This window comes from Paraburkholderia sp. A3BS-1L, assembly GCF_051125215.1.
Taxonomy (GTDB): domain Bacteria; phylum Pseudomonadota; class Gammaproteobacteria; order Burkholderiales; family Burkholderiaceae; genus Paraburkholderia.
The window spans coordinates 817,399-836,946 of sequence record NZ_CP120442.1; the positions used below are offsets into that span (position 1 = coordinate 817,399).

Below are 19,548 nucleotides of genomic sequence, written 5' to 3' on the forward strand. Positions count from 1 at the left end.
GGAGGCGCCGCCCGCGGAGTTTTCCGGGAGGCGCAGGCAGGACCAGGCGGCACGGTGCGATGCGATGGGAGTGGGGCACATGCCCGCGATTCGCATTGCGCCGCGCGCCTGGATTGAACCTCGTAATCTGATCCGGTCAACGTGCGCCGCACGACCGAGTACGCGTTAGCGGCCCCGCAGTAACGATGCTTGTGCGAGAGGGGCGTGAGTTGTGAAACGTTGACGGCAAGTCTGCATATGCAGGCTTTTTCTGTCTTCTGCCGCTGAGGTTGTGATCCCCCGTTGAGCACGCGCTCAGCCTCCCCGGCGGCGCGGGCTCCTTTTTCTTCGCAGGTTCATCGTGTGCGGGCGCGCGTAAGGACAATGAACCATGAAATCGCTTCTGAGCGTTTCGGCAACGGGCAGCACGGGCAGGACGACACTCACCTGTGCGCTCGCTCGCTACCTGCATATCGTCTGCCATCGGCGGGTCCTGGTCCTGGACCTTGCCGAACCCGCGCGTTGCGCGCAAGTGCTGGGCACGTATGCGTATGACGCGATCTGGCATGGGCGCAGGACGGCAGTGCTACCCGGGGCGTCCAGCCTGGCTCGAAGTGGCTGTGTTCACGTGCTCGGCGCTCACGCCGTCGAGGGCCTTCTCTCACGCAACGATCCGACTCGAACGCGCTATTACGCGAACCTCAGGCGCCTGCTTTCCGTCATGGCGTCCTGGTTCGATGTCTGCCTGATCGACGCGCCCGCATTGCCCGATCTGCGAGCTGTGTGCGCACTGGCGCTTGTGGACGCGGCGATCAGCCCCGTTGTGGTGTCGGCGCAATGCGTGAACTGTGCCGCCGAGGTGATCAACGGTACGTACGGCGTGCGCAACGTGCGCGCGCGGTTAAATCCCGCACTGCATTTTCTCGGTCTCCTGCCGGTTATGGTTACCCCCACGTCACTGGAAGGCGGGTGGCCCAGGGTCATGGAAACGACACTGCGAGTGTGGTTAATTCCAGGCCAGGCGTTCCCCTGCGGGTACGTGTATCTGCCGCACCTGGATGCAATCGGGCAGCTTTGGGACCACCTCGTGCCAGGCGGGAAGCCGGTGCGAGACGACACGGTTGCAGGCGAGGGCTCGCGCGTGACGCTTGCGTGTCTTCGCGCGCTGGCACGCCGGCTCGAAGCCGTTCGGGACGCTGCCTTACCTGCCGCACCCGCTGTCTGCGATGCGGAGGTGTGCAATGCGTAATTATGCAATGCATAGGTGTACGTTGTACCGATGCGGGATGCGTGGGGCTGTCGTCGTCGGCACTCTTTCGCAAGCGTTGCAGCCGTTGCGGGCGCTGCGCCCGTCAATCCTGCTTGTCGCATGCTCCACGTTCTCCGGCATGCTGATCCTGGCGCCGGGCGCGGCGCTTGCCGATGACTGGGGCTGCCAGGTGATGCTCTGTCTCTCCAACCCCGGTGGTCCTGAGCAGTACGCCAAATGCGTGCCGCCGGTCGAGAAGCTGTGGGCCGCCTTGCGACATGGCGATCCATTTCCGGTGTGCGATTTCGGCGCGGGTGGCGCACAGGGGACATCGGCTGCAAACCGCTTTGCGAGTGCCGGATATTGCCGGGAGGATCTGCTGTATTGGGGCGGCCCCGAACAAAGCGAGCTGCTGTGCAATGCGCGCGGCGCAATCAATGTCGAGATCGACGGCGCACTGTACACCCGTGTGTGGTGGGACGTGAGAGGCACTCACCGCACGCTCACGGAGTTCTACGGTGCGGGCACGATGCAGGTGCCACAGGTTCCCTATGACCCCGGGCAGGCGGCGCGGCAGTTTCTCGAGCCCGAGTCCCATGCCCGCGATGGTGGCGAGGGAGGTGGACAATGATGCCGTTGGCGCTCTTCCTCACGCTTGCCCAGCAATGTGCACCTGCCGTGGCGCCCGCGACGATGGCGGCGGTGGTACGCGTTGAGTCCGCATTCAACCCGTGGGCGATTGGCGTGGTGCACGGCCGGCTCGCGCGCCAGCCACGCAACTTCGGCGAGGCGCACGCGACGGTGCGCGCGCTGGAGGCCGCAGGCTGGAATTACAGCGCAGGCCTGGCGCAGGTGAACCGCTCGAACTGGGCGCGCCTGAACCTCACACCAGATACGGTGTTCGATCCGTGCAGCAACCTGGCCGCGGGCGCGGCCATCCTCAAGGAATGCTTTGCGCGGGCGCAACGCACGCGCGCGCGGCGACAGGATGCGCTGCGTGCAGCGCTGTCGTGCTACGCGAGCGGCGACTTTTCAGCGGGCTATCGCACCGGTTACGTGCAGCGCGTCGTGGCCAACGCAGCCAACGCCGCCGGGGCGCTTGAGGCCGGCCCGCCCGTCGAGACCGCTGTCGGGCCCGGTGCTGTGACTGGCATTGTGACTGGCATTGTGCCTGGCGTTGCGTCCGGTGTTGTGCCCGCCGTCGAGCCGGATACGCCGCCCATTCCCGTTATCGCGGTTGACCCGGCACGCGCGCCGGTCATCACACCCCAGCCAGACCCCTCTTCGTCGCACCGCGCGGGCAGCCGCACCGATCGTCTGGAGAACCCGGCCGGCGAAGCGGCCAGGGACAGCGCCGTGGTTTTCTGAGTGTTCGCCGCGCGCAAGGCGAAGGAGCATGACATGAAATCAGGACTGCAGATCGATCAAGGAGGCAGAATGAGGAAATTATCTTTGCAGCTTATCCGCAGAATCCGTTCCGCGCTGGCGATGTCGCCCGTGCTGTTCGCGATATCCACACCGGCGTACGCGCAGCTCTCGCAGGTCAACACGTTCCTGACAACGATCCAGTCCACGTTGCTCAGCGTCGGGGCGGTGGTCTGCTCGATATCGATTATCTGGGCGGGTTTCAAGATGATGTTCCAGCACGCGCGCTTTGGCGACATCGCCAATGTGTTCATCGGCGGCCTCTTCGTTGGCTGTGCGACGGTGATCGCCGCGATGCTGGTCCCCACGAGCTGATCGGGAGGCCCGGCCATGAACGCGCTGAGTGACCCCGTCTTCAAAGGCTGCACGCGCCCCGCGATGCTCTGGGGCGTGCCGCTCGTGCCCTTGCTCGTGGTGGGCGCAAGCATCCTCATTCCCGCAATCTGGGTGCTGCTTGCGAGTGCGCCGGTGGGCGTCGGCGTTGTCCTGCTGCTTGTGCCGGTGTTCGCCACCATGCGCGCGCTCACGCGCCACGACGACCAGCGCCTCGCGCAGTATGGGCTGCGCGTGCGAATGGCGCTTCGTCAGCGCAATCGCCGCGTCTGGGGCGCGCACGCGTACACGCCGGTGCGCTTAAAGAGAAGGGGCTGACATGCGCGCACATCCCCAACTCATCGGGCTGGCCGCACGCGAAGTGGCGCTGGCCGAGTTCGTGCCGTACTCCTCGCATGTGAGCGAGCACGTCATTCGTACGCGTGAGGGCGATTACCTGCGTGTCTGGCGCCTGGCGGGTATCGCCTTCGAAGCGACCGATCCGGCTGACATCCTCGTGCGTCACGAGGGCTTTAACCAGCTCGTGCGCAGTCTGCCGGGTGGCCATGTCGGTCTGTGGTCCCATCGCCTGCGCCGGCGCGTGACCGACGGCTTTACCACGCCGTATGCCAACGCGTTCTGTCAGGAGATCGCCACGCGCTACTACGCGAGCTTCGCGGGCTACCGGATGATGGCCAATGAGCTGTACCTGAGCGTGGTCTACCGGCCGCACCGCACGCGCCTGACACGCCTCTTTAGCCAGGCGGCGCGGCGCACGCCCGAGGACATCCGGCGCGAGCTGCACGAGGCGCTCAAAGCGATGGCCGCTATCGCCGCGCAACTTGATTCGAGCCTCAAACCCTGGGAACCGGTCGCGCTCGGCGTCTATACGAGGCCCCTGCCAACGAGTGCCCCCGGGGACCTCCCGGGCGCCCAGCGGCCCGTGCACGATTGCGTGCGAGATTGCGTTCGCGATGGCGTTCACGATGGCGTGCGTTATTCCGCGGCGCTCGAATTTTTGGGCTACCTCGTCAACGCTGCGTGGGAGCCCGTGCCGGTGCCCGCTGGCCGCATTGCCGACGCATTGCCGACCTCGCGGCTATTTTTTCACACTGAGAAGCTCGAGATTCGCACCCCGGAGGCGACGCGCTACGCGGCGCTGCTGGACCTGAAGGACTACCCGGAACACACGGAGCCGGGCATCCTCAATGGACTGCTCTACGGCGAATTCGAGTACATCGAAACGCAAAGCTTCACGATCCTCGACCGGCCCTCGGCGAAGGAGGCGCTCGAGCGCCAGCGCAACCAGCTCATTGCCGGCGAGGACGTCGCGGTTTCGCAGATCGATGCGATGGATCAGGCCCTGAACGATCTCGTCAATGGAGACTTTGTGCTCGGCGAATATCACTATTCGCTTGCGGTGCTCGGCGCGCGTCCAGACGAGGTGGCACGGCACGTCGCGACGGCGCGCACGAAACTGGCGGACGCGGGCTTTCAGACGGCGCTCATCGATCTGGTTGCCGACGCGGCGTGGTTCGCGCAGCTGCCGGGCAACTGGCGTTTTCGGGCGCGCGAGGCGAAGCTGACCTCACGCAACTTCTGTGCGCTTGCGAGCCTGCACAACTTCGCCACCGGCAAGCGAGAGGGCAACCCGTGGGGCGAAGCGATCACGATCGTGAAAACGCCGAGCAGCCAGCCGCTGTATCTGAATTTTCACGCAACGTGCGGGAAAAAGGCGTCCACCGACGAAAAAGCACTGGCCAACACCCAGATCATCGGCCAGGCCGGGGCAGGCAAGACGGTACTGGAGCTTTTCCTGCTCGCGATGTCAATGAAGTACGGGCTCACAGGCGTGGTCTACGACAAGGACCGCGGCACCGAGATTGCCATCCGTGCGATGGGCGGGCGCTATACGGTGTTGCGCCGGGGTGTGCCAACGGGCCTGAATCCCTTTCAGCTTGAGCCCAGCGCATCCGTTATGGACTTCTGGGAGCGTCTTGTGCGCCGGCTCGTTGACACGGGCACCTTGCTTTCGGCGAAAGACGAACTCGACATTTCGCGCGCGGTGCGCGAAGTCGGCCGTATGGCGCGGCCGCTGCGGCGCCTCTCGATGGTAAGGCAACTGCTCCCGAACGTCGGTGAGAACAGCCTGCATGCGCGCCTGACCAAATGGTGCGCGGGGGGCCGACTCGGATGGGTGCTGGATAATCCGGCAGATACGCTGGATTTCAGTCAGAACCACCTGTTCGGCTTTGACGACACCGAGCTCCTCGACGATCCGGAGGTGTCGACGCCCGTCACGATGTATCTGCTGCATCTGACCGAAAGTCTGATCGACGGCCGGCGTTTCGTCTACGTGATGACCGAATTCTGGAAGCGCCTGGCCGACCCGGTCTTCACCGACTTCGCGAAGAACAAGCAAAAGACGATCCGCAAACAAAATGGACTGGGCATTTTTGACACCCAGTCTCCGGCCGACGTGCTGCGCAGCGACATTGCGCGCGCACTCATCGAGCAGACCGCGACATTCTTCTTTTTGCCCAACCCGCGGGCGGACTACGACGACTATGTACGCGGGTTCAAGCTCACCGCGGCGGAATTCAACATCGTGCGCTCGCTGGGCGAAAACTCGCGCCTCTTTCTCGTCAAGCAGGGCCACCGCTCGGCGATCGGCCGGCTTGATCTGGCGGGGCTGGGTGACGTGCTCGACGTGCTGTCGGCGACGACCGATAACGTCGAGCTGCTCGAGCGTATCCGTGCGCAGATGGGTGACGATCCCGCCGCGTGGCTGCCCGAGTTTCACGCACAGCTTGCCAGACGTCGCGCGGTACAGTCGGCTACCTCGGCCTCATCGCTAACATCGACCTCGTCGACCTCATCTACCCCAGCGACGCCATCGACGCCATCGACGCCATCGACGCCATCGACGCCATCGACGCCATCGACCCCATCGACCGCCCCGGGCGTGCCGACCTGGCGCGAGGCGGGAGGTGGGCGATGAGCGGGGTTTTCACGGCCGTCGGCGGCACGCTTGAGAACGGCATGTCGACTTACGTCACGAGCGTGTCCTCGGCGCTCTCCAGCGCCCTGGTGCCGGTGGTCACGACCGCGGTGACGATCTGGATCGTCGGCTATGGGTTCGCCGTGGTGCGCGGTGAGGCGTCCGAATCGGTTCCGGCATTCGCCTGGCGTGGCGTGAAAGTGGCCGTCATGCTCGCCTTTGCGCTGGGTTCGGGCATCTATCAGTCTGAGGTCGTGACGGCCGTTGAGGGCGCAACTTCGGGTCTTGCCCAGACGATCCAGACGGCGGCCGCCAATGCGGGAGCGGGCAATACTGGCTGCGGCCTGGCGCCGGGCGCGAGTATGAGCACGAATGCGGGCGGCACGGGGGCGGGTGGGATCTACGAGACCCTTGACTGCTATGACCGCCAGATCGATCTGGTCATGGACGCGTACTTCGATAAGGCCACCCACGAAGGCCTGAGCATCGCGGGCATTGTCGCGGGCGTGGGTGACTTTGCCTGCGGGCTGGTGGCCGCGCTTGGCGCCTCGATTTTCCTGATCGTGCTGGCCTTCGAGGTGGTGATGTCGCGCATGCTGCTAGACCTGGTGCTGGGTCTTGGGCCGCTTTTCATTGCCTGCGGGGCGTTTCGTCCAACCGCGCGTTTTTTCGAAGCCTGGAGCGCGAAGGTCGCGAACTACGCGCTGCTGCAGGTCCTGATTGCCGCGTTCCTGGGCATGGCGCTCACGGCCTTCTCCACGAACCTGGCGCCGTTCCAGGTCACGGCCGCCTCTGCCGATGCGAACGCCTCAGCCGTGAGCGCAGCCATCCAGGGCGCGCTTGCGGACGTCGCCTCCTGGAGCGCGGGCCTGGGTATGTTTGTCACGGGTGTGCTGCTCGCCACGGTCGGCTGGCAGTTGCCCGCGGTGGCCGCCGGGCTGGCCGGGGGCGCAACGCTCTCGGGCTTTGGCGCTTTCGTCGCGGGCTATGCGGCGCGACAGGCCATGCGTGGCATGGGCGCCGTTATGCGCTCCGGGCACGGTGGGCGTGGGCTGCGCGCCAGCAACCGGGAGGGCGGCGCGGGAAGTGCCGCGGGAAGTGCCTCGGTGCCCGCCTACCAGCGCGCCGCGCGCGAGCACCTGGGTGAGCAGCTGAATGAGCGGGAAGACGACGGAGGAGCCGCACCATGATCCGGATAAACGTGCGCCCAGGTCTTGCCGGCGCGACCATGGCGATGGCGTGTCTCGTCTCCGTCGCCCGTGCGCAGGGCATTCCTGTATATGACGCGCAAAATGTCGTGCAGACCATCGCGGCCGTGGGTGCGCTCAGGCAGCAGGTTCAGCAGGAGCTGCAGCTCTATCAGTCGCTTAGCGGCTCGCGCGGCTTTGGCGCACTCATGGACAATCCGGTGCTTGCCCATTCGCTGCCCTCGAACTGGCAAGACGTCTATACGGCGATCCAGAACGGCGGCTATGCGGGCCTCACGGGGCGCGCCCAAACGCTTCGACAGGCGAGCCAGATTTATAACTGCGAGGATCAGCGCGGCGTCGACCAGCAGGTCTGCGAGCGGGTGCTGAACAAGCCCTTCCAGGACAAGGCGTTTGGCATCCAGGCCTATCAGAGCGAGCTGCAGGAGCTCGAGCAGATCCAGCGCCTCATGCAGCAGATCGATGCGACGCAGGACGCCAAGGGGATCGCGGAGTTGCAGGCACGCATCCAGACCGAGAGCACGGCAGTGGCCAACGAGATGACCAAACTGCAGCTCTTTCGCATGCTCGCCGATACCGAGGACCGGCTCATCGCCGAGCAGCAGCAGGAGCTGGTGCTCAAGCGCGCGGGCAACACGCAACGCCTGCAGGACCAGATGGTTCCCGCGAGTTTCGGCCACTAAGGAGCCGCTCATGATGCGTATCGTGGTGTTCAAGGTGGTGTTCATCGTGGCGATAAACTCAGTTCTGCTCATGAGTGGGTGCGCTGGCGATCCACCCCGGCCCGTGTTGCCCGATGGGCTGCATCGCGTGCCGGTGAACCGCGTGTCGCCGGGGCCACCGATGCCACCGGTGCCACCGGTGACCTCACCCGCGGGAGGCCGCGATGAAGGATGAAACCGATTACCGCCGGGCTCAGGACTTTGAAGTCTCGCTCACCGACTTGCAGGCACGCTCCGAGCGCCGCGCCTGGTACGTGGCGGGCGCGGGCGCGGCCATTGCGCTCTCGTGCGCGGTGGCGCTCGCCGTGATGGTGCCGTTCTATCGTGTGGTGCCGCTGGCGATCGAGGTCGATCGCCTCACGGGCGAGGCGCAGGTCATCGACGTGCTGGACGCCAAACACATGCCTATGCGCGACATTGAGGACAAACATTGGGTTCAGGCATACGTGCGCGCGCGAGAGCGCTATGACTGGGGGCTACTCCAGATGGACTACGACCGGGTGCTTGACATGAGCGACGAGCGTGTCGCGCGCGACTACCGGCAGATCTTCAGTGCTCCGGACGCGCTGGACCAGCAGCTCGGGGCGAATACGCAGCGGCGCATCCGCATCCTCTCGACCACACTCGTGCCCGATGAACCTGGACGCGCCGTCGTGCATATCGAGCGCACCACCTGGAAGAACGGCCTTCAGAGCGCCGAGCCGCGCGAGCGTTTCGTCATCACGCTCGCCTTCACGTATCGCCCCGCCGTATTCACGCGCGAGCGCACTGCGATCGACAACCCGTTCGGGTTCAAGGTCACCGCGTACAGCCGCGATCCGGAATATACGCCCCCGCGTCCGACCCCGACCCCGAGCGCGACCCTGGCTCCAGCCCCGGCTGCGTCATCGGCGCCGGGCGCAGGAGAGGCACGATGAAGCGCAACGCTTTGGCAAGATTAAGCATCGCGGCGGTGGTTTTGGCGAGCGGGGGCCGGGCAGGACACGCTTGGGAGGTGCCGGCATGGTCGCGCGACTCGCGCATCCGGCAGGTTATCTACCGGCGCGACGAAGTGGTGCGGGTGATCGCCCAGCGTGGCTTTGCCACGCACATCGCGCTTGACCCAGCCGAGCACATCCTGGTCGTCGCACCGGGCGACCGCGATGGATGGCAGGTCGTCGCCAGACGCGGCGACCACGACGTCTATCTCAAGCCCCAGCTCGCGGCACACGACACGAACCTCGAAATCCGTACCGACCGGCGCAGCTACAGCTTCGATCTGGTTGTGCTGCCGCTGCGCGCGCGCTTTGGCAACGATCGCGAAATGTATCGCATCACCTTCACCTATCCGGACGAGGCGGTGGCGGAGACCCGGGCGGCCCAGGACGCGGCCCTCGTGCGCGAGCGCCTTGGGCAGCCGCCGCTTGTGCGCAACACCGCGTATTCCATGCAGGTGATGCCGCATTCAGAGGACATCGCGCCCACCGCGGCATTCGACGACGGGCGCTTTACCTATATCCGCATCCCCAACAACCGGCGTATTCCGGCGATATTCCGCGTCGCTGAGGACGGCAGCGAAAGCGTGGTTGATCGTCATATGCAGGCCGACGTCATTGTCGTGCACCAGCTCGCGCGGCAATTTGTGCTGCGTCTGGGCGATGAAGTGGTGGGCCTGTGGAACGACGCGTTCGATATGGACGGCGTGCCGCCCCGTGACGGGACGACGGTTGAGGGCGTGAAGCGCGCGCTTCGGAGTCACGGTCATGACTGAGCCCACGCCGCACGAAGAGAGGGCGTCTGATATCGGTGCATCCAAGGTCACCGAAACCATAAACGGTGACCTTGCGATGCAGCCAGCACTCGATCGGGGCATGCCCGAACTCGGGCGCCTGAGTGGCCGCCCGCGTGCCTGGTGGCTCGCGCCGCTGCTCATCGTCGCGGTGGCGATCGCCGGGGCGGTATGGACGGTTCACGGGTTCCTCGCCCGGCACGAGGCGGCGGACAGGGCACGCCGCGATGCCCTGCAGGACCAGCCCGTCCAGGGGCGGGTGTTCGGCGAAGGCGAGGCGAGCGCTTCCATGCCAGGATCCGCGTCGGTCGCGCACGCCACGGCCACGGCAGCAAGCGCTCCGGCATCCACCCAGGGGGCTGCGCGCTCGCGTATGGCGCCCTCGCGGGGCATGCCCTCACGCAGCTGGTATGACGCGCCGCTGCTCGCGACGGGGGAGAGCGGTGGCAGCCGTGGCAGCGGTGGCACCGCGGGCGTTGGGGGCGTCGGGGGCGTCGGGGGCGTCGGGGGCGTCGGGGGCGAGAGGGCCGTTGCACAGGCAACGACCGATGCGGCAGCAACGGGAGCGAGCGCCGGGCCGCCAGGCCACGCGGCGGCGCCTGGCGGTCCGACGACGGTGCAGGGGCTTGATTCGGGGCCGCTTGCCCAGGCGCTTAAGTCCACGACGACGCCGCGCGTCACGGCGGGTTTTCTGGGCAACCGCAGCCTTGTCCTCGCGCAGGGCGCGAAGATCGATTGCGCCGGCGACACGGCGTTTGATTCGACCAACGCGGGCATCTCGACCTGTACGGTGACCCAAAACGTCTATTCCGATGATGGCCACGTCGTGCTGATCGAGCGCGGCTCGCAGATCAACAGCGAATACCGCTCGAATCTGGCGCCCGGGCAAAAGCGGGTGTTTATCCTCGCAGCACGCATCAAGACCCCCGAAGGCGTGACGGTCGACATCGATTCGCCGGCTGCGGACGCGCTCGGGCGCATGGGCATCAGCGGTTACGTGGATAACCACTGGGGTGAGCGCCTGGGCGCCGCCATGCTGCTTGGCATGACGCAGGACGCCATCGGTTATCTCGCGACGCGCGGCGCTAACAGCACGGCTTCGGTGGTCTTCGAGAACACGCAGCAGCAGGGCAATGACATGGCCTCGCGGGTGCTCGAGCGCACGATCAACATTGCCCCCACGCTCACCCAGAATCAGGGGGCCGAATTCACGATCATTCTCGCGCGCGATCTGGATTTCAGCGCGCTCTATGCACTTGAGCCGGAGGGTCCGCGATGAGCGCGCACGCAGGAAACGCCAACGCCGCACATGTCGATGCGGCACATGTCGATTCGGCACATGTCGATGCGGAAAATCTCAACCCTGTCATCACCGCGCCGGTGCCGGCCGATGCGCCACTGCCATGCCCGCCATGCCCGCCATGCCTGCCATGCCTGCCCGAGGACGCCTCGGTGCGCGAACTCATGCGCCCGTTCGCGCGCCTGCTTGATGACCCGGGTGTGACGGAGCTCGTCATCAACCGGCCGCAGCGCGTGCTCACCGAGACGCGTCTGGGCTGGCAGGCGCACGAGTGCCCGGAGCTCGACTTCGAGCGGCTGATGTCGTTCGCCGTCGCGATCGCCACGCTCACGAGCCAGGCGGTGTCGGCGCAGCACCCCATCCTCTCGGCACTGCTGCCGGGCGACGCGCGCATCCAGATTGTCATCCCGCCGGTGGTGCCCTCTCACACGGTGTCGGTGACGATCCGCCGCCCGTCTTCGTGCGAGAAGACCCTCGAGGACTGCGAGCGCGAAGGCCTGTTTGCGCAGACTGTCTGGCAACGACCGGAGCGCCTGGACGAACGCCTGCCCCGTTTGCGCCCACTCGAGCAGCAACTCCTCGCGCACCTCGAGGCGCGCGGCTTCCCGGCTTTTTTCGGGCACGCCGTTCGCGCCCGGCTGAACCTGGCGATCGTGGGCAATACGGGCTCGGGCAAGACGAGCTTCATGAAGACGCTGTGCCGCTACATCCCGGCCACCGAGCGCATTGTGACGATCGAGGATGTACGCGAGCTGTTCATCGGCCAGGTCGAGAACTGCGTGCACCTCGTCTACAGCAAGGGCGGGCATGGCCACGCACGTGTGACACCCGCGGAGCTCATCGCCAGCGCGATGCGCATGCGCCCGGACCGTGTCCTGCTCGCGGAGTTGCGCGGCAGCGAAGCCTACGACTTCCTGAAGCTCTTGACGACGGGCCACGCGGGCTCGATCACGAGCTACCACGCATCGAACGCTTCAGTGGCCATCGAGCGCTTTGCGCTGATGGCCCGCGAGCACCGGGAAGCCGCGATGTGGGATCACGCCGCACTGCGCCGGCTGCTTTTCATGACCCTTGACGTGGTCGCGCATATGCAGGCGGTGGCAACCTTTGACGCAGCGGGCGAGCAGACCGGCAGACGCTGGTCGATGACCGAGCTCTGGTTCGATCCATCGCGCCGCTATCGGGCGGATTTTCAGTGAGGGAGGGCGCGCATGGACACCCAGGATCTTATGCTCACGCAGCAGGAAAAGCGCAGGCAGCTTCGCTATCACGCGCTTGTCCTTCTCGTGAGCGTGGCCGCGCTCATGCTCGCGGCCGCTGCATTGACGGCGGCCCTGTGGCTCGCGTCTTTCTTTCTCTATGCGAGTGCGCATCTGAATCCGTTGCACGCGGGCTTTCATGCCTGGCCGGATGCGGCGCTCGCCTGGTACGATGGTCGCTTGCCCCACGCGGGGCGACGTATTGCCGGTGCGGCGCTCTTCGCCCTGATGCTTGCTTTCGGCGCGCCTGCGCTCGGAGTCTGCACGCTCATTGAGCGCGCCGGGCGTCGGCGCCTGTACGGCAGCGCCCGGTTTGCCAACGAAGCGGAAATCCGCCAGGCGGGGTTGCTATGAGCGCGGCCAGGCGCCTGGCCTCGAGCGCTGCTTCAAGTGCTACCTCAAGCGCTACCTCAAGCGCTACCTCAAGCGCTACCTCAGGCGCTGCCTCGCCAGGCCCCGCGCTCGTCGTGGGCGTCTGGCGCGGCCGTTATCTGAAATTTGGCGGCCAGCAGTTCGTGCTGCTCGCCGCGCCCGCGCGCTCAGGCAAAGGCGTGGGCATCGTGGTGCCAAACCTGCTCAGTTACCCGGACTCGGTGGTCGTGCTCGACATCAAGCAGGAGAACTTCAACATCACCGCGGGCTTTCGGCGCGCGCACGGCCACGACGTCTATCTGTTCAATCCGTTTGCGCAGGATGCTCGCACGCACCGCTACAACCCGCTCTCGGCCATCTCGGGCGGCGCGTTTCGCGTGGGCGATATTCTCGCGATCGGCTACACCCTGTATCCCGCGGGTGGCCATGACGACTTCTGGAAGGACCAGGCGCGCAACCTCTTTCTTGGCATCGTGCTGCTGCTGTGCGAATGGCACGACGCGCGCCGCAAGGGCAACCTGGACGCGCCCGACTATCCGGTGACCATGGGCGAGGTTTTGCGCCAGTCCTCCGGCAACGGCATGCCGGTGAAGGCCTACCTGCAGCAGGCGCTGCTTGAGCACGGGCCATGGATCAGCCGCGCGTGCGTTGATGCACTCAACCGGTTTCTTGCCAACGACGAGAAGGTGCTCGCGAGCATTCTCGCGACCTTTAACGCGCCGCTCACGATCTGGGCCAATCCGGTCGTTGATGCAGCCACGAGCGCGAGCGACTTCGATCTGTGCGACGTGCGCGCTCGCCGCATGTCCGTCTACATCGGCATCACGCCCGATCACCTTGCCGAGGGGGCGTTCCTCGTGAACCTCGTGTTCTCGCAGCTCGTGAACCTGAACACAAAGGAGTTGCCTGGCGAGAACCCGGCGCTCAAATACCAGTGCCTGCTGGTCATGGATGAGCTCACGTCTGTCGGAAAAATCCCCATCCTTGCCCGCGCGGTGGCGTACATGGCGGGCTACAACATACGCTTGCTCTCGATCGTGCAGTCGCTCTCGCAGCTCGAATCGGTCTACGGCCGGGCGGACGCGAGGACGTTCGTCACCAATCATGCCTTGCAGGTCATCTATGCCCCGCGCGAGCAAAAGGATGCCAACGAGTACTCGGAGATGCTGGGGACCTTGACGGAGCGCTCGCGCACCGTGAGCCGCTCCAATGCGCTCTTCGGTGGCCGCGGCGCGTCAGGCGAGAGCTTTTCCGAGCAGCGCCGCGCGCTGCTCTTGCCGCAGGAAATCAAGGAGCTCGGGCGTGACAAAGAGATCATTTTGCTTGAGAACACGAAGCCCATTCTGGCCGGGCGCATCTGCTACTGGCGCGACCCGGCGTTCGCCTCCCGCCTGGTAGCGGCGCCTCGCGTGCCGGTGCTGGATCTCGCGCGCTTTACTGCACAAATCGAGCAGCGCTTGAGGGCGCTGCGAGCAGACGAGCTGGACGAGGCGGGGGCCATGCGCATGCCGCCGGACTATCTGGAGGTGCTCCAGGCGTGGCACCCGCGTGAGCTTCCCACGAACCTGGACGATATCAGCGCCGAGGAAGCCGCCGCGTATGTGGAGCGACACTTCATGCTGCTGGGCGTGCCCGCGCACCGCGTGAGGGCCGCCTCGCGCCGGCGCGAGGCGGCCGATCCTGGTGCGGCCAGTCAGCCTGCCGATGCCACGCTTGCGCGGCGCGCACAGCGCGTCTCGCCTCGCACCGATGACGGCGCGAGCGGGGTGTCGCTCGGGCCGCGTGGGCCGTGCGGGCCAGGTGCGACACGTCACGGAGCGCGCCGATGAGTGCCCGGTACCTGAACGAGGCAGAGCGCGTGCGCGCGGCGCTCGCCACGATCCCGGCTGAAGACTACGTCACGTGGGTCGACATGGCATTTGCCCTCAGGCAGGGCTTCGGTGAGGCGGGTTTTGCCATCTGGGATGAATGGAGCCGTAGCGCGCACAACTACAGCGAGCGCGCCGCGCGCGTGACATGGCGCTCGGCACGCGAGTCAGGCGGCAAGACGCTCGCGTCGCTCTTCTGGCTTGCGCGCCAGCACGGATTCGATCCCGGCAGCTCCTGTGCGAGCGCGCAGCACGGCGCCCGTGGGCCTGTTCAGAGGACCCGGCTACCTGTTGAGCAGGAGCGGCAGCAGGCGCAGGTGCGCTCAAGACGCGCAGCCGTCGCGCGCGAGGCGCTCGCCATCTGGAGGTGGGCGCGCCCCGTAGGGCCCGCTCACCCGTATCTCGAGCGCAAGCAGGTGAGGGCGGTGCCGAGCTTGCGAGAGCTCGAAGCCGAGGAGTTGCATGCGCTGCTCGGCTACGTGCCACGCAGTGCCGAAGCGTCGCTCGCAGGGCGGGTGCTGCTTGCCCCGGTGCATCTCGGCGAGGCCCTCTCGACGCTGGAGATGATCGATGCAGTGGGGCGCAAGTCTGCGCTTGCGGGTGGGGCCAGGTCGGGTGGCTGCTGGAGGGTCGCGCCAGAACTGGTGCGCGAGGGGCCAGGGACGCCCATATTGATCGCCGAAGGCGTCGCCACGGCACTCTCGGCATGGCAGGCCACGGGCTGGTTTGCGGTGGCCGCGCTCTCGTGTGCCAACCTGCGGCCGGTGGCTGCAATGTGGCGCGGGCGTTACCCGCAAGCGCAGATACTCGTGCTCGCCGATCTCGGCGCCGGTCACGAGCACGCGCGACAGGCTGCGCTGGGGACGTCCTCGCTGCTGGCCGAACCGCGTTTTGACCAGGGCGCGCACATCGCAGGCGAGACGCCGACGGACTTTAACGACATGGCGGTGCTCAGCGGTATGGGTGCCATCGGTGAGCTTTTGCGGGAGGTCCGTGGGGTGGGTACTCAGGCGTTGGCTAATCGATGTAGCCGATGGCCGCGCGAGGCACACAAGGAGGGTGATGAAATGGGCAACGTACTGGATAACGTAAGGGATAACGTCATGGGAAACGCGAAAGAGCAACGTGCGGGCGATGGCGACGAACCCGCGCAGCATTGGCCATTGCGCTGCGGCGCTGCCATCGCGCAGGCGCCGCAAGCGCGGGAATGCGCGGCGCAGGACACGGATGTCACTGCCGCGGGCGCTGCACAGCAGGCGTGGCCAGAAGCCGTGTCGCCACAATCGGGTGGGCCGGAGCCTGAGCCCGGGCCTGCCTCGCAGCCCGCAGGTGCAGTGCGCCTGCCAGCCGGTGAGCCGCTCTTTAGCCTCGAGGACGTGCCCTGGGAAATCAGGGCGCTTGCGCAGCTGTGGTTCGGCGCGCAGATTCGCATGGCCACGCCGCGCGAAAACGGTGGGCCGTATCGTGGCGAAGTCTTCAGTACTGCGAGCTATATGATCCAGGAAGTCGCCACACGCAGCGTCGTGTTCCATGCGAAGGCGGGCATGGAGTTCGTGTCCGGACGGCTTCGATGGATGGACGAGCATCAGCGGCTTAACGCCGCGGAGGTGCAGGTGGCCTACGACGGGGCACGCCCGCGGGTGTATCCGTGGGACCGTGCGCGCGACCAGCTGTACCGCACGGTGGCGTCCCTGAAGAAGTCCGCGCACGAAGCGGGTTTTGGCGAGGCGCTCGATGCGACGCTCGACCAGTTGCAGGCCGTCTCGTGGGCCCGCGTGCGCCAGGCGCGCGCTGTGGCGCTTGCGCAGTCGCGCCAGCGTACGGGCGGCGAACCCGCTGGGGCGCGACAGCGCTGATTGCGCCGCCCCGGGCTCAAGTGGGTGCTACGCGCCTGTTTTATTCAGCTCACCACAGTGAGGTCACGCGATGCACGAGGCTCAGACATCGTCCGCAGCGCCCGGACAGGATCCACCCACCAGCACGGTTGAACCCGACCGGGCGCTTCAGCTCGCGGTCCTGCGCATCGCGATGCGCGAACAGGGCTTTGGCGAGCGCTCAATCACGACGGTGCTGCGGCGCGCTGAGCGGCTGCTCGACGCGCTCCACGCTCAGGGCGTGACGATTGCGCGCCCACGCGTGTTCGATCCCGAGGCGCCGTCACTGCGCAACCGCAACACGTGTGCCGAGCCGCAGCAGCGAGAGACCCGGGAGGTCGATTGCGCGCGGCCCGATTCGCTGCGCCCCGTCCCATAAACAGGCCGGGATGCGCGTTGCGCGGTTATCCGCGGCCTCTTGCCGTGCTTCGCTGCGTATTCCCTGCGCGGATCATGAAGAGGCCACTTTTTATTCCGGGGACACTCTGATGGCCCGTCAATCTTCTGTACCGTGGCCGGCCGCGCCGCTTGCGCCCGGCTACCTGCTGCGTTTTGCCGATCTGCGGCCCCACGTGCGCCTCTCGCGCCAGACCGTCCTGACACTGGAGCAGGCCGGGCGCTTCCCGCGCGCTGTGCGCTTCGGAGCGCGTTGCACGCTCTGGCGCTCGGCCGACGTGATTGAGTGGCTCGCCGACCCGCAGCGCTACCGCGCGCCGTAGTTGATGCAGAACGATCGTGAACGTTGAACGTGCCCTGACGTTGCGGCAGGCTGCCGTGCCTGGCTTGCCGCCGTCATGCGAACGGTGGACGTTATGCGCCAATACAACAAGCAGGCTGCCACGTTGAAATGGAAATACTCCGATCCAACTCGACGCATCCGGTGCAATTCATCCGGGTCAACGGCCACCCTGACTGGTTGCGCACCGTCCCGCAGGCGCGCAACTCAAAAAACACCAACGTCGGATTACTGAGCCATCTCGGTCATCCGGTACGTTGGGGCGCTCGCTGCCCTCCGGGCGCCTTCCCTTCAGACAATGCAGGAAGAGAGCAGGTTATGGGGCGCGTTTGGCAAGCAGTTCGGCCATGCGTGTTTGCCATCCCGGTCCCGTGGCCTTCCAGTGCTCCAGAACGGACACAGGCAGGCGCAAGGATATGGCGGCCTTCGGCTCGCCAACTACCGGACGACCGCGCTTGCGGGCAATCGCTTCCCCAATGCTTCGATTCTCCTCGGCGGCCCCGGGCTCTTGATTGGCTTCCCTGCGCACACGTTCCCAATCGGTGCGGCTTTCCCCACGTTCGCGGGCGGCCCTCATTTGCGCACTAGTCATCGAAGTGATTTTCGAGTCACTCATGGTAAACCCTCCGCTCGTCTCGTCTGGCCGGGCGGAAACTTACGATTCGGCAGTGCTCCTCGCCCGGAACAAACGCTACCGACAAAACGCTCAGAACCTCGAACACGTAGGCGAACGCCTGTTGGCGTAGGTCGCCACGGCGTGGGCTATCTACGATCAGGACATACTCGCTTTCCAGCACCAGTTCCGCATCAACAAAATACAGTCCATGCTTTTCCAGATTGGTGGCGCGCTTGGTTTCGTCCCATTCGTAGATCATGCCAATATTGTATATACATAAATTAGTTAGTCAAACATGGAGCACAACAGATAGCGCCAAACTGGACGGCCGAGCGTCAACATCATTCTCGCCCAGCGTGGGGAAGGCCGAGGGCACAGGGCTGCGTTCTATTGCGGGGGCGGCCCGCTCGCCCGTAAGTCCTCCTTCCGGTGGCTTCCCGCGCCGCTTGCGCCCGGCTACCTGCTGCGATTTGCCGATCTGCGGCCCCACGTGCGCCTCTCGCGCCAGACCGTCCTGACACTGGAGCAGGCCGGGCGCTTCCCGCACGCTGTGCGCTTCGGAGCGCGTTGCACGCTCTGGCGCTCGGCCGACGTGATTGAGTGGCTCGCCGACCCGCGGCGCTACCGCGCGCCGTGGTTGATGGAGAACGATCGTGGACGTTGACGTGTCTGACGCTGCGCTTCGATTGCCGATCAGCTCAGCGTCGCTGCGGCATCGTATGCGTGCCGGTCCGGCGCTCGAAGAGATCGTCGAAGACGGCCGCAAAACGAGGGCGGCGTCCCGAGGCCTGGGATAGAGGTTTTCATATTGCACTGCACCGACCGCAGCCGCTGGTGCCTTCGAACAATATCCGCGCGGGTGACACTTATCATCAATGCGATTTTTGCTGTCAGATTCCGTGCGCGTGGGTACACTTCGCCGGAAGCCACCCCCCGGCAAGGCGTGGCGGGCAGGACGATCCTCGCAGGCGCGCAGCACGACCCGGCAATTTTCCGTACAATTCGTGCAGGAGGTGACTGTCCATGACCACTACCCGATTTGAGGCCCGCATCGAGTCCGACGTGCATGCCGCCATCCGGCGCGCGGCCGAGCTCCAGGGGCGCACGATGACCGATTTCATCGTCTCGGCCGCCCGCGAAGCCGCTCAGCGCGCCATCGCCGACGCCGAGGTGATCCGCCTGTCGCTGGCCGATTCGCAGCGCTTTGCCGACGCCATCTTGGCGCCGCCGCCGCCGGCCGAGGCACTACAGCGCGCGATGGCCCGCCACGACCGGCTGCTGCGTAACGAATGACGGCCGGCCTACGGAGTGTGACCGCGCTCGGGGCCCACCATGACCGCTCCCGCTTCGGGTGTGGCTCGGAGGTGCTCGACCGCTACCTGCGAGAGCAGGTCACCCAGGACATCCGGCGCCGCGTGGCGGCGTGCTTCGTGATGCTCGACGGCAACGTGGTGGCCGGCTATTACACGCTGTCCGCAGTCAGTGTCGCGCTCGCGGACCTGCCCCACGATGTCGCGCGCAGGCTGCCCCGATATCCGGCGGTCCCGGCGGTGCGCATGGGGCGCCTGGCAGTGGATCTGCAATACCGCGGTGAGGGATACGGCGCGGCGCTGCTGGTCAACGCGCTGCAACGCGCGGCGGGTTCGGAGATCCCGGCGGTGGCCCTGGCGGTCGACGCGAAGGACGACCAGGTGGCCGCGTTTTACCGTCATTTCGGCTTCATGCAGCTGGCGAATGACCCATTGGCGTTCTTCCTGCCCTTGGCCACGGTAAAGTAGGCGTGCCCGGCCACGCGTTGACCGGGTATCCGTCTCACGACATCGAGGCGGGTGCCTCGAACAGGAGGCCGCCAGTTGCAG

The 19,548-nt window shown here is 66.0% G+C and carries 23 protein-coding genes; 21 read left to right on the forward strand and 2 right to left on the reverse strand.

Going from position 1 to position 19,548, the window contains the following annotated elements:
- Positions 1 to 370 precede the first annotated feature (370 nt).
- The 18 genes from P5W99_RS03625 (at position 371) to P5W99_RS03710 (ending at position 17,056) form a co-directional block, all read left to right on the forward strand.
- Positions 371 to 1,228, forward strand: coding sequence for a ParA family protein (locus P5W99_RS03625; RefSeq protein ID WP_434661871.1), 858 nt, complete (start codon positions 371 to 373; stop codon positions 1,226 to 1,228).
- 37 nt (positions 1,229 to 1,265) lie between these two features.
- Entirely contained in the window at positions 1,266 to 1,859 is a 594-nt protein-coding gene (locus P5W99_RS03630) for a hypothetical protein (RefSeq protein WP_434662421.1), read from the forward strand.
- Positions 1,856 to 2,596, forward strand: a complete 741-nt coding sequence (locus P5W99_RS03635) for a lytic transglycosylase domain-containing protein (protein ID WP_434661872.1) — start codon at positions 1,856 to 1,858, stop codon at positions 2,594 to 2,596. The genes P5W99_RS03630 and P5W99_RS03635 overlap by 4 nt, the downstream gene beginning before the upstream one ends.
- A 69-nt stretch (positions 2,597 to 2,665) precedes the next feature.
- On the forward strand, positions 2,666 to 2,968 hold the full coding sequence (locus tag P5W99_RS03640) for a TrbC/VirB2 family protein (RefSeq protein ID WP_421073898.1): 303 nt from the start codon (positions 2,666 to 2,668) through the stop codon (positions 2,966 to 2,968).
- A 15-nt stretch (positions 2,969 to 2,983) separates the two neighbouring features.
- Complete coding sequence (locus P5W99_RS03645) at positions 2,984 to 3,304, forward strand: type IV secretion system protein VirB3 (RefSeq protein WP_434661874.1); 321 nt, start codon at positions 2,984 to 2,986, stop codon at positions 3,302 to 3,304.
- 1 nt (position 3,305) lies between these two features.
- A complete protein-coding gene (locus P5W99_RS03650) occupies positions 3,306 to 5,966 on the forward strand; it encodes a VirB4 family type IV secretion/conjugal transfer ATPase (RefSeq protein WP_434661875.1) in 2,661 nt (886 codons plus the stop codon).
- Positions 5,963 to 7,156, forward strand: a complete 1,194-nt coding sequence (locus P5W99_RS03655; RefSeq protein ID WP_434661877.1) for a type IV secretion system protein — start codon at positions 5,963 to 5,965, stop codon at positions 7,154 to 7,156. The genes P5W99_RS03650 and P5W99_RS03655 overlap by 4 nt, the downstream gene beginning before the upstream one ends.
- Positions 7,157 to 7,194: 38 nt before the next feature.
- The gene (gene virB5 / locus P5W99_RS03660) at positions 7,195 to 7,857 is read left to right on the forward strand and encodes a P-type DNA transfer protein VirB5 (protein WP_434662423.1); all 663 of its coding nucleotides are present in this window, start codon (positions 7,195 to 7,197) and stop codon (positions 7,855 to 7,857) included.
- A 10-nt stretch (positions 7,858 to 7,867) separates the two neighbouring features.
- Entirely contained in the window at positions 7,868 to 8,071 is a 204-nt protein-coding gene (locus P5W99_RS03665; RefSeq protein WP_434661879.1) for a hypothetical protein, read from the forward strand.
- On the forward strand, positions 8,061 to 8,813 hold the full coding sequence (locus P5W99_RS03670) for a virB8 family protein (protein ID WP_434661881.1): 753 nt from the start codon (positions 8,061 to 8,063) through the stop codon (positions 8,811 to 8,813). Before P5W99_RS03665 ends, P5W99_RS03670 begins: the two co-directional genes overlap by 11 nt.
- Complete coding sequence (locus P5W99_RS03675; RefSeq protein ID WP_434661882.1) at positions 8,810 to 9,646, forward strand: TrbG/VirB9 family P-type conjugative transfer protein; 837 nt, start codon at positions 8,810 to 8,812, stop codon at positions 9,644 to 9,646. The genes P5W99_RS03670 and P5W99_RS03675 overlap by 4 nt, the downstream gene beginning before the upstream one ends.
- Positions 9,639 to 10,943 (forward strand): type IV secretion system protein VirB10, encoded by a 1,305-nt coding sequence (gene virB10 / locus P5W99_RS03680; RefSeq protein WP_434661884.1) that lies wholly within the window; start codon positions 9,639 to 9,641, stop codon positions 10,941 to 10,943. The genes P5W99_RS03675 and virB10 overlap by 8 nt, the downstream gene beginning before the upstream one ends.
- A complete protein-coding gene (virB11, locus tag P5W99_RS03685) occupies positions 10,940 to 12,163 on the forward strand; it encodes a P-type DNA transfer ATPase VirB11 (protein ID WP_434661886.1) in 1,224 nt (407 codons plus the stop codon). The genes virB10 and virB11 overlap by 4 nt, the downstream gene beginning before the upstream one ends.
- A 12-nt stretch (positions 12,164 to 12,175) precedes the next feature.
- The gene (locus tag P5W99_RS03690) at positions 12,176 to 12,577 is read left to right on the forward strand and encodes a hypothetical protein (protein ID WP_434661887.1); all 402 of its coding nucleotides are present in this window, start codon (positions 12,176 to 12,178) and stop codon (positions 12,575 to 12,577) included.
- Entirely contained in the window at positions 12,574 to 14,424 is a 1,851-nt protein-coding gene (locus tag P5W99_RS03695; RefSeq protein ID WP_434661889.1) for a type IV secretory system conjugative DNA transfer family protein, read from the forward strand. Before P5W99_RS03690 ends, P5W99_RS03695 begins: the two co-directional genes overlap by 4 nt.
- Entirely contained in the window at positions 14,421 to 16,319 is a 1,899-nt protein-coding gene (locus P5W99_RS03700; RefSeq protein WP_434661891.1) for a PriCT-2 domain-containing protein, read from the forward strand. The genes P5W99_RS03695 and P5W99_RS03700 overlap by 4 nt, the downstream gene beginning before the upstream one ends.
- Positions 16,320 to 16,389: 70 nt before the next feature.
- On the forward strand, positions 16,390 to 16,716 hold the full coding sequence (locus tag P5W99_RS03705; protein WP_421023297.1) for a hypothetical protein: 327 nt from the start codon (positions 16,390 to 16,392) through the stop codon (positions 16,714 to 16,716).
- A gap of 109 nt (positions 16,717 to 16,825) precedes the next feature.
- Positions 16,826 to 17,056, forward strand: coding sequence for a helix-turn-helix transcriptional regulator (locus P5W99_RS03710; protein WP_421023298.1), 231 nt, complete (start codon positions 16,826 to 16,828; stop codon positions 17,054 to 17,056).
- Positions 17,057 to 17,389: 333 nt separating this feature from the next.
- Here the strand turns inward: P5W99_RS03710 and P5W99_RS03715 are convergent, their stop codons facing one another.
- A complete protein-coding gene (locus P5W99_RS03715; protein ID WP_434661893.1) occupies positions 17,390 to 17,689 on the reverse strand; it encodes a BrnA antitoxin family protein in 300 nt (99 codons plus the stop codon).
- Positions 17,682 to 17,948, reverse strand: coding sequence for a BrnT family toxin (locus tag P5W99_RS03720; RefSeq protein ID WP_434661895.1), 267 nt, complete (start codon positions 17,946 to 17,948; stop codon positions 17,682 to 17,684). The genes P5W99_RS03715 and P5W99_RS03720 overlap by 8 nt, the downstream gene beginning before the upstream one ends.
- 231 nt (positions 17,949 to 18,179) lie before the next feature.
- Between P5W99_RS03720 and P5W99_RS03725 the strand changes: the two genes are divergently transcribed.
- The 3 genes from P5W99_RS03725 to P5W99_RS03735 all read left to right on the forward strand — a co-directional run bounded on the left by P5W99_RS03725 (position 18,180) and on the right by P5W99_RS03735 (position 19,467).
- A complete protein-coding gene (locus P5W99_RS03725) occupies positions 18,180 to 18,353 on the forward strand; it encodes a helix-turn-helix transcriptional regulator (RefSeq protein ID WP_434661897.1) in 174 nt (57 codons plus the stop codon).
- Positions 18,354 to 18,712: 359 nt separating this feature from the next.
- Entirely contained in the window at positions 18,713 to 18,982 is a 270-nt protein-coding gene (locus P5W99_RS03730) for a DUF1778 domain-containing protein (protein WP_421023301.1), read from the forward strand.
- A complete protein-coding gene (locus tag P5W99_RS03735; RefSeq protein WP_434661899.1) occupies positions 18,979 to 19,467 on the forward strand; it encodes a GNAT family N-acetyltransferase in 489 nt (162 codons plus the stop codon). The genes P5W99_RS03730 and P5W99_RS03735 overlap by 4 nt, the downstream gene beginning before the upstream one ends.
- The last annotated feature ends 81 nt before the right edge of the window (positions 19,468 to 19,548 follow it).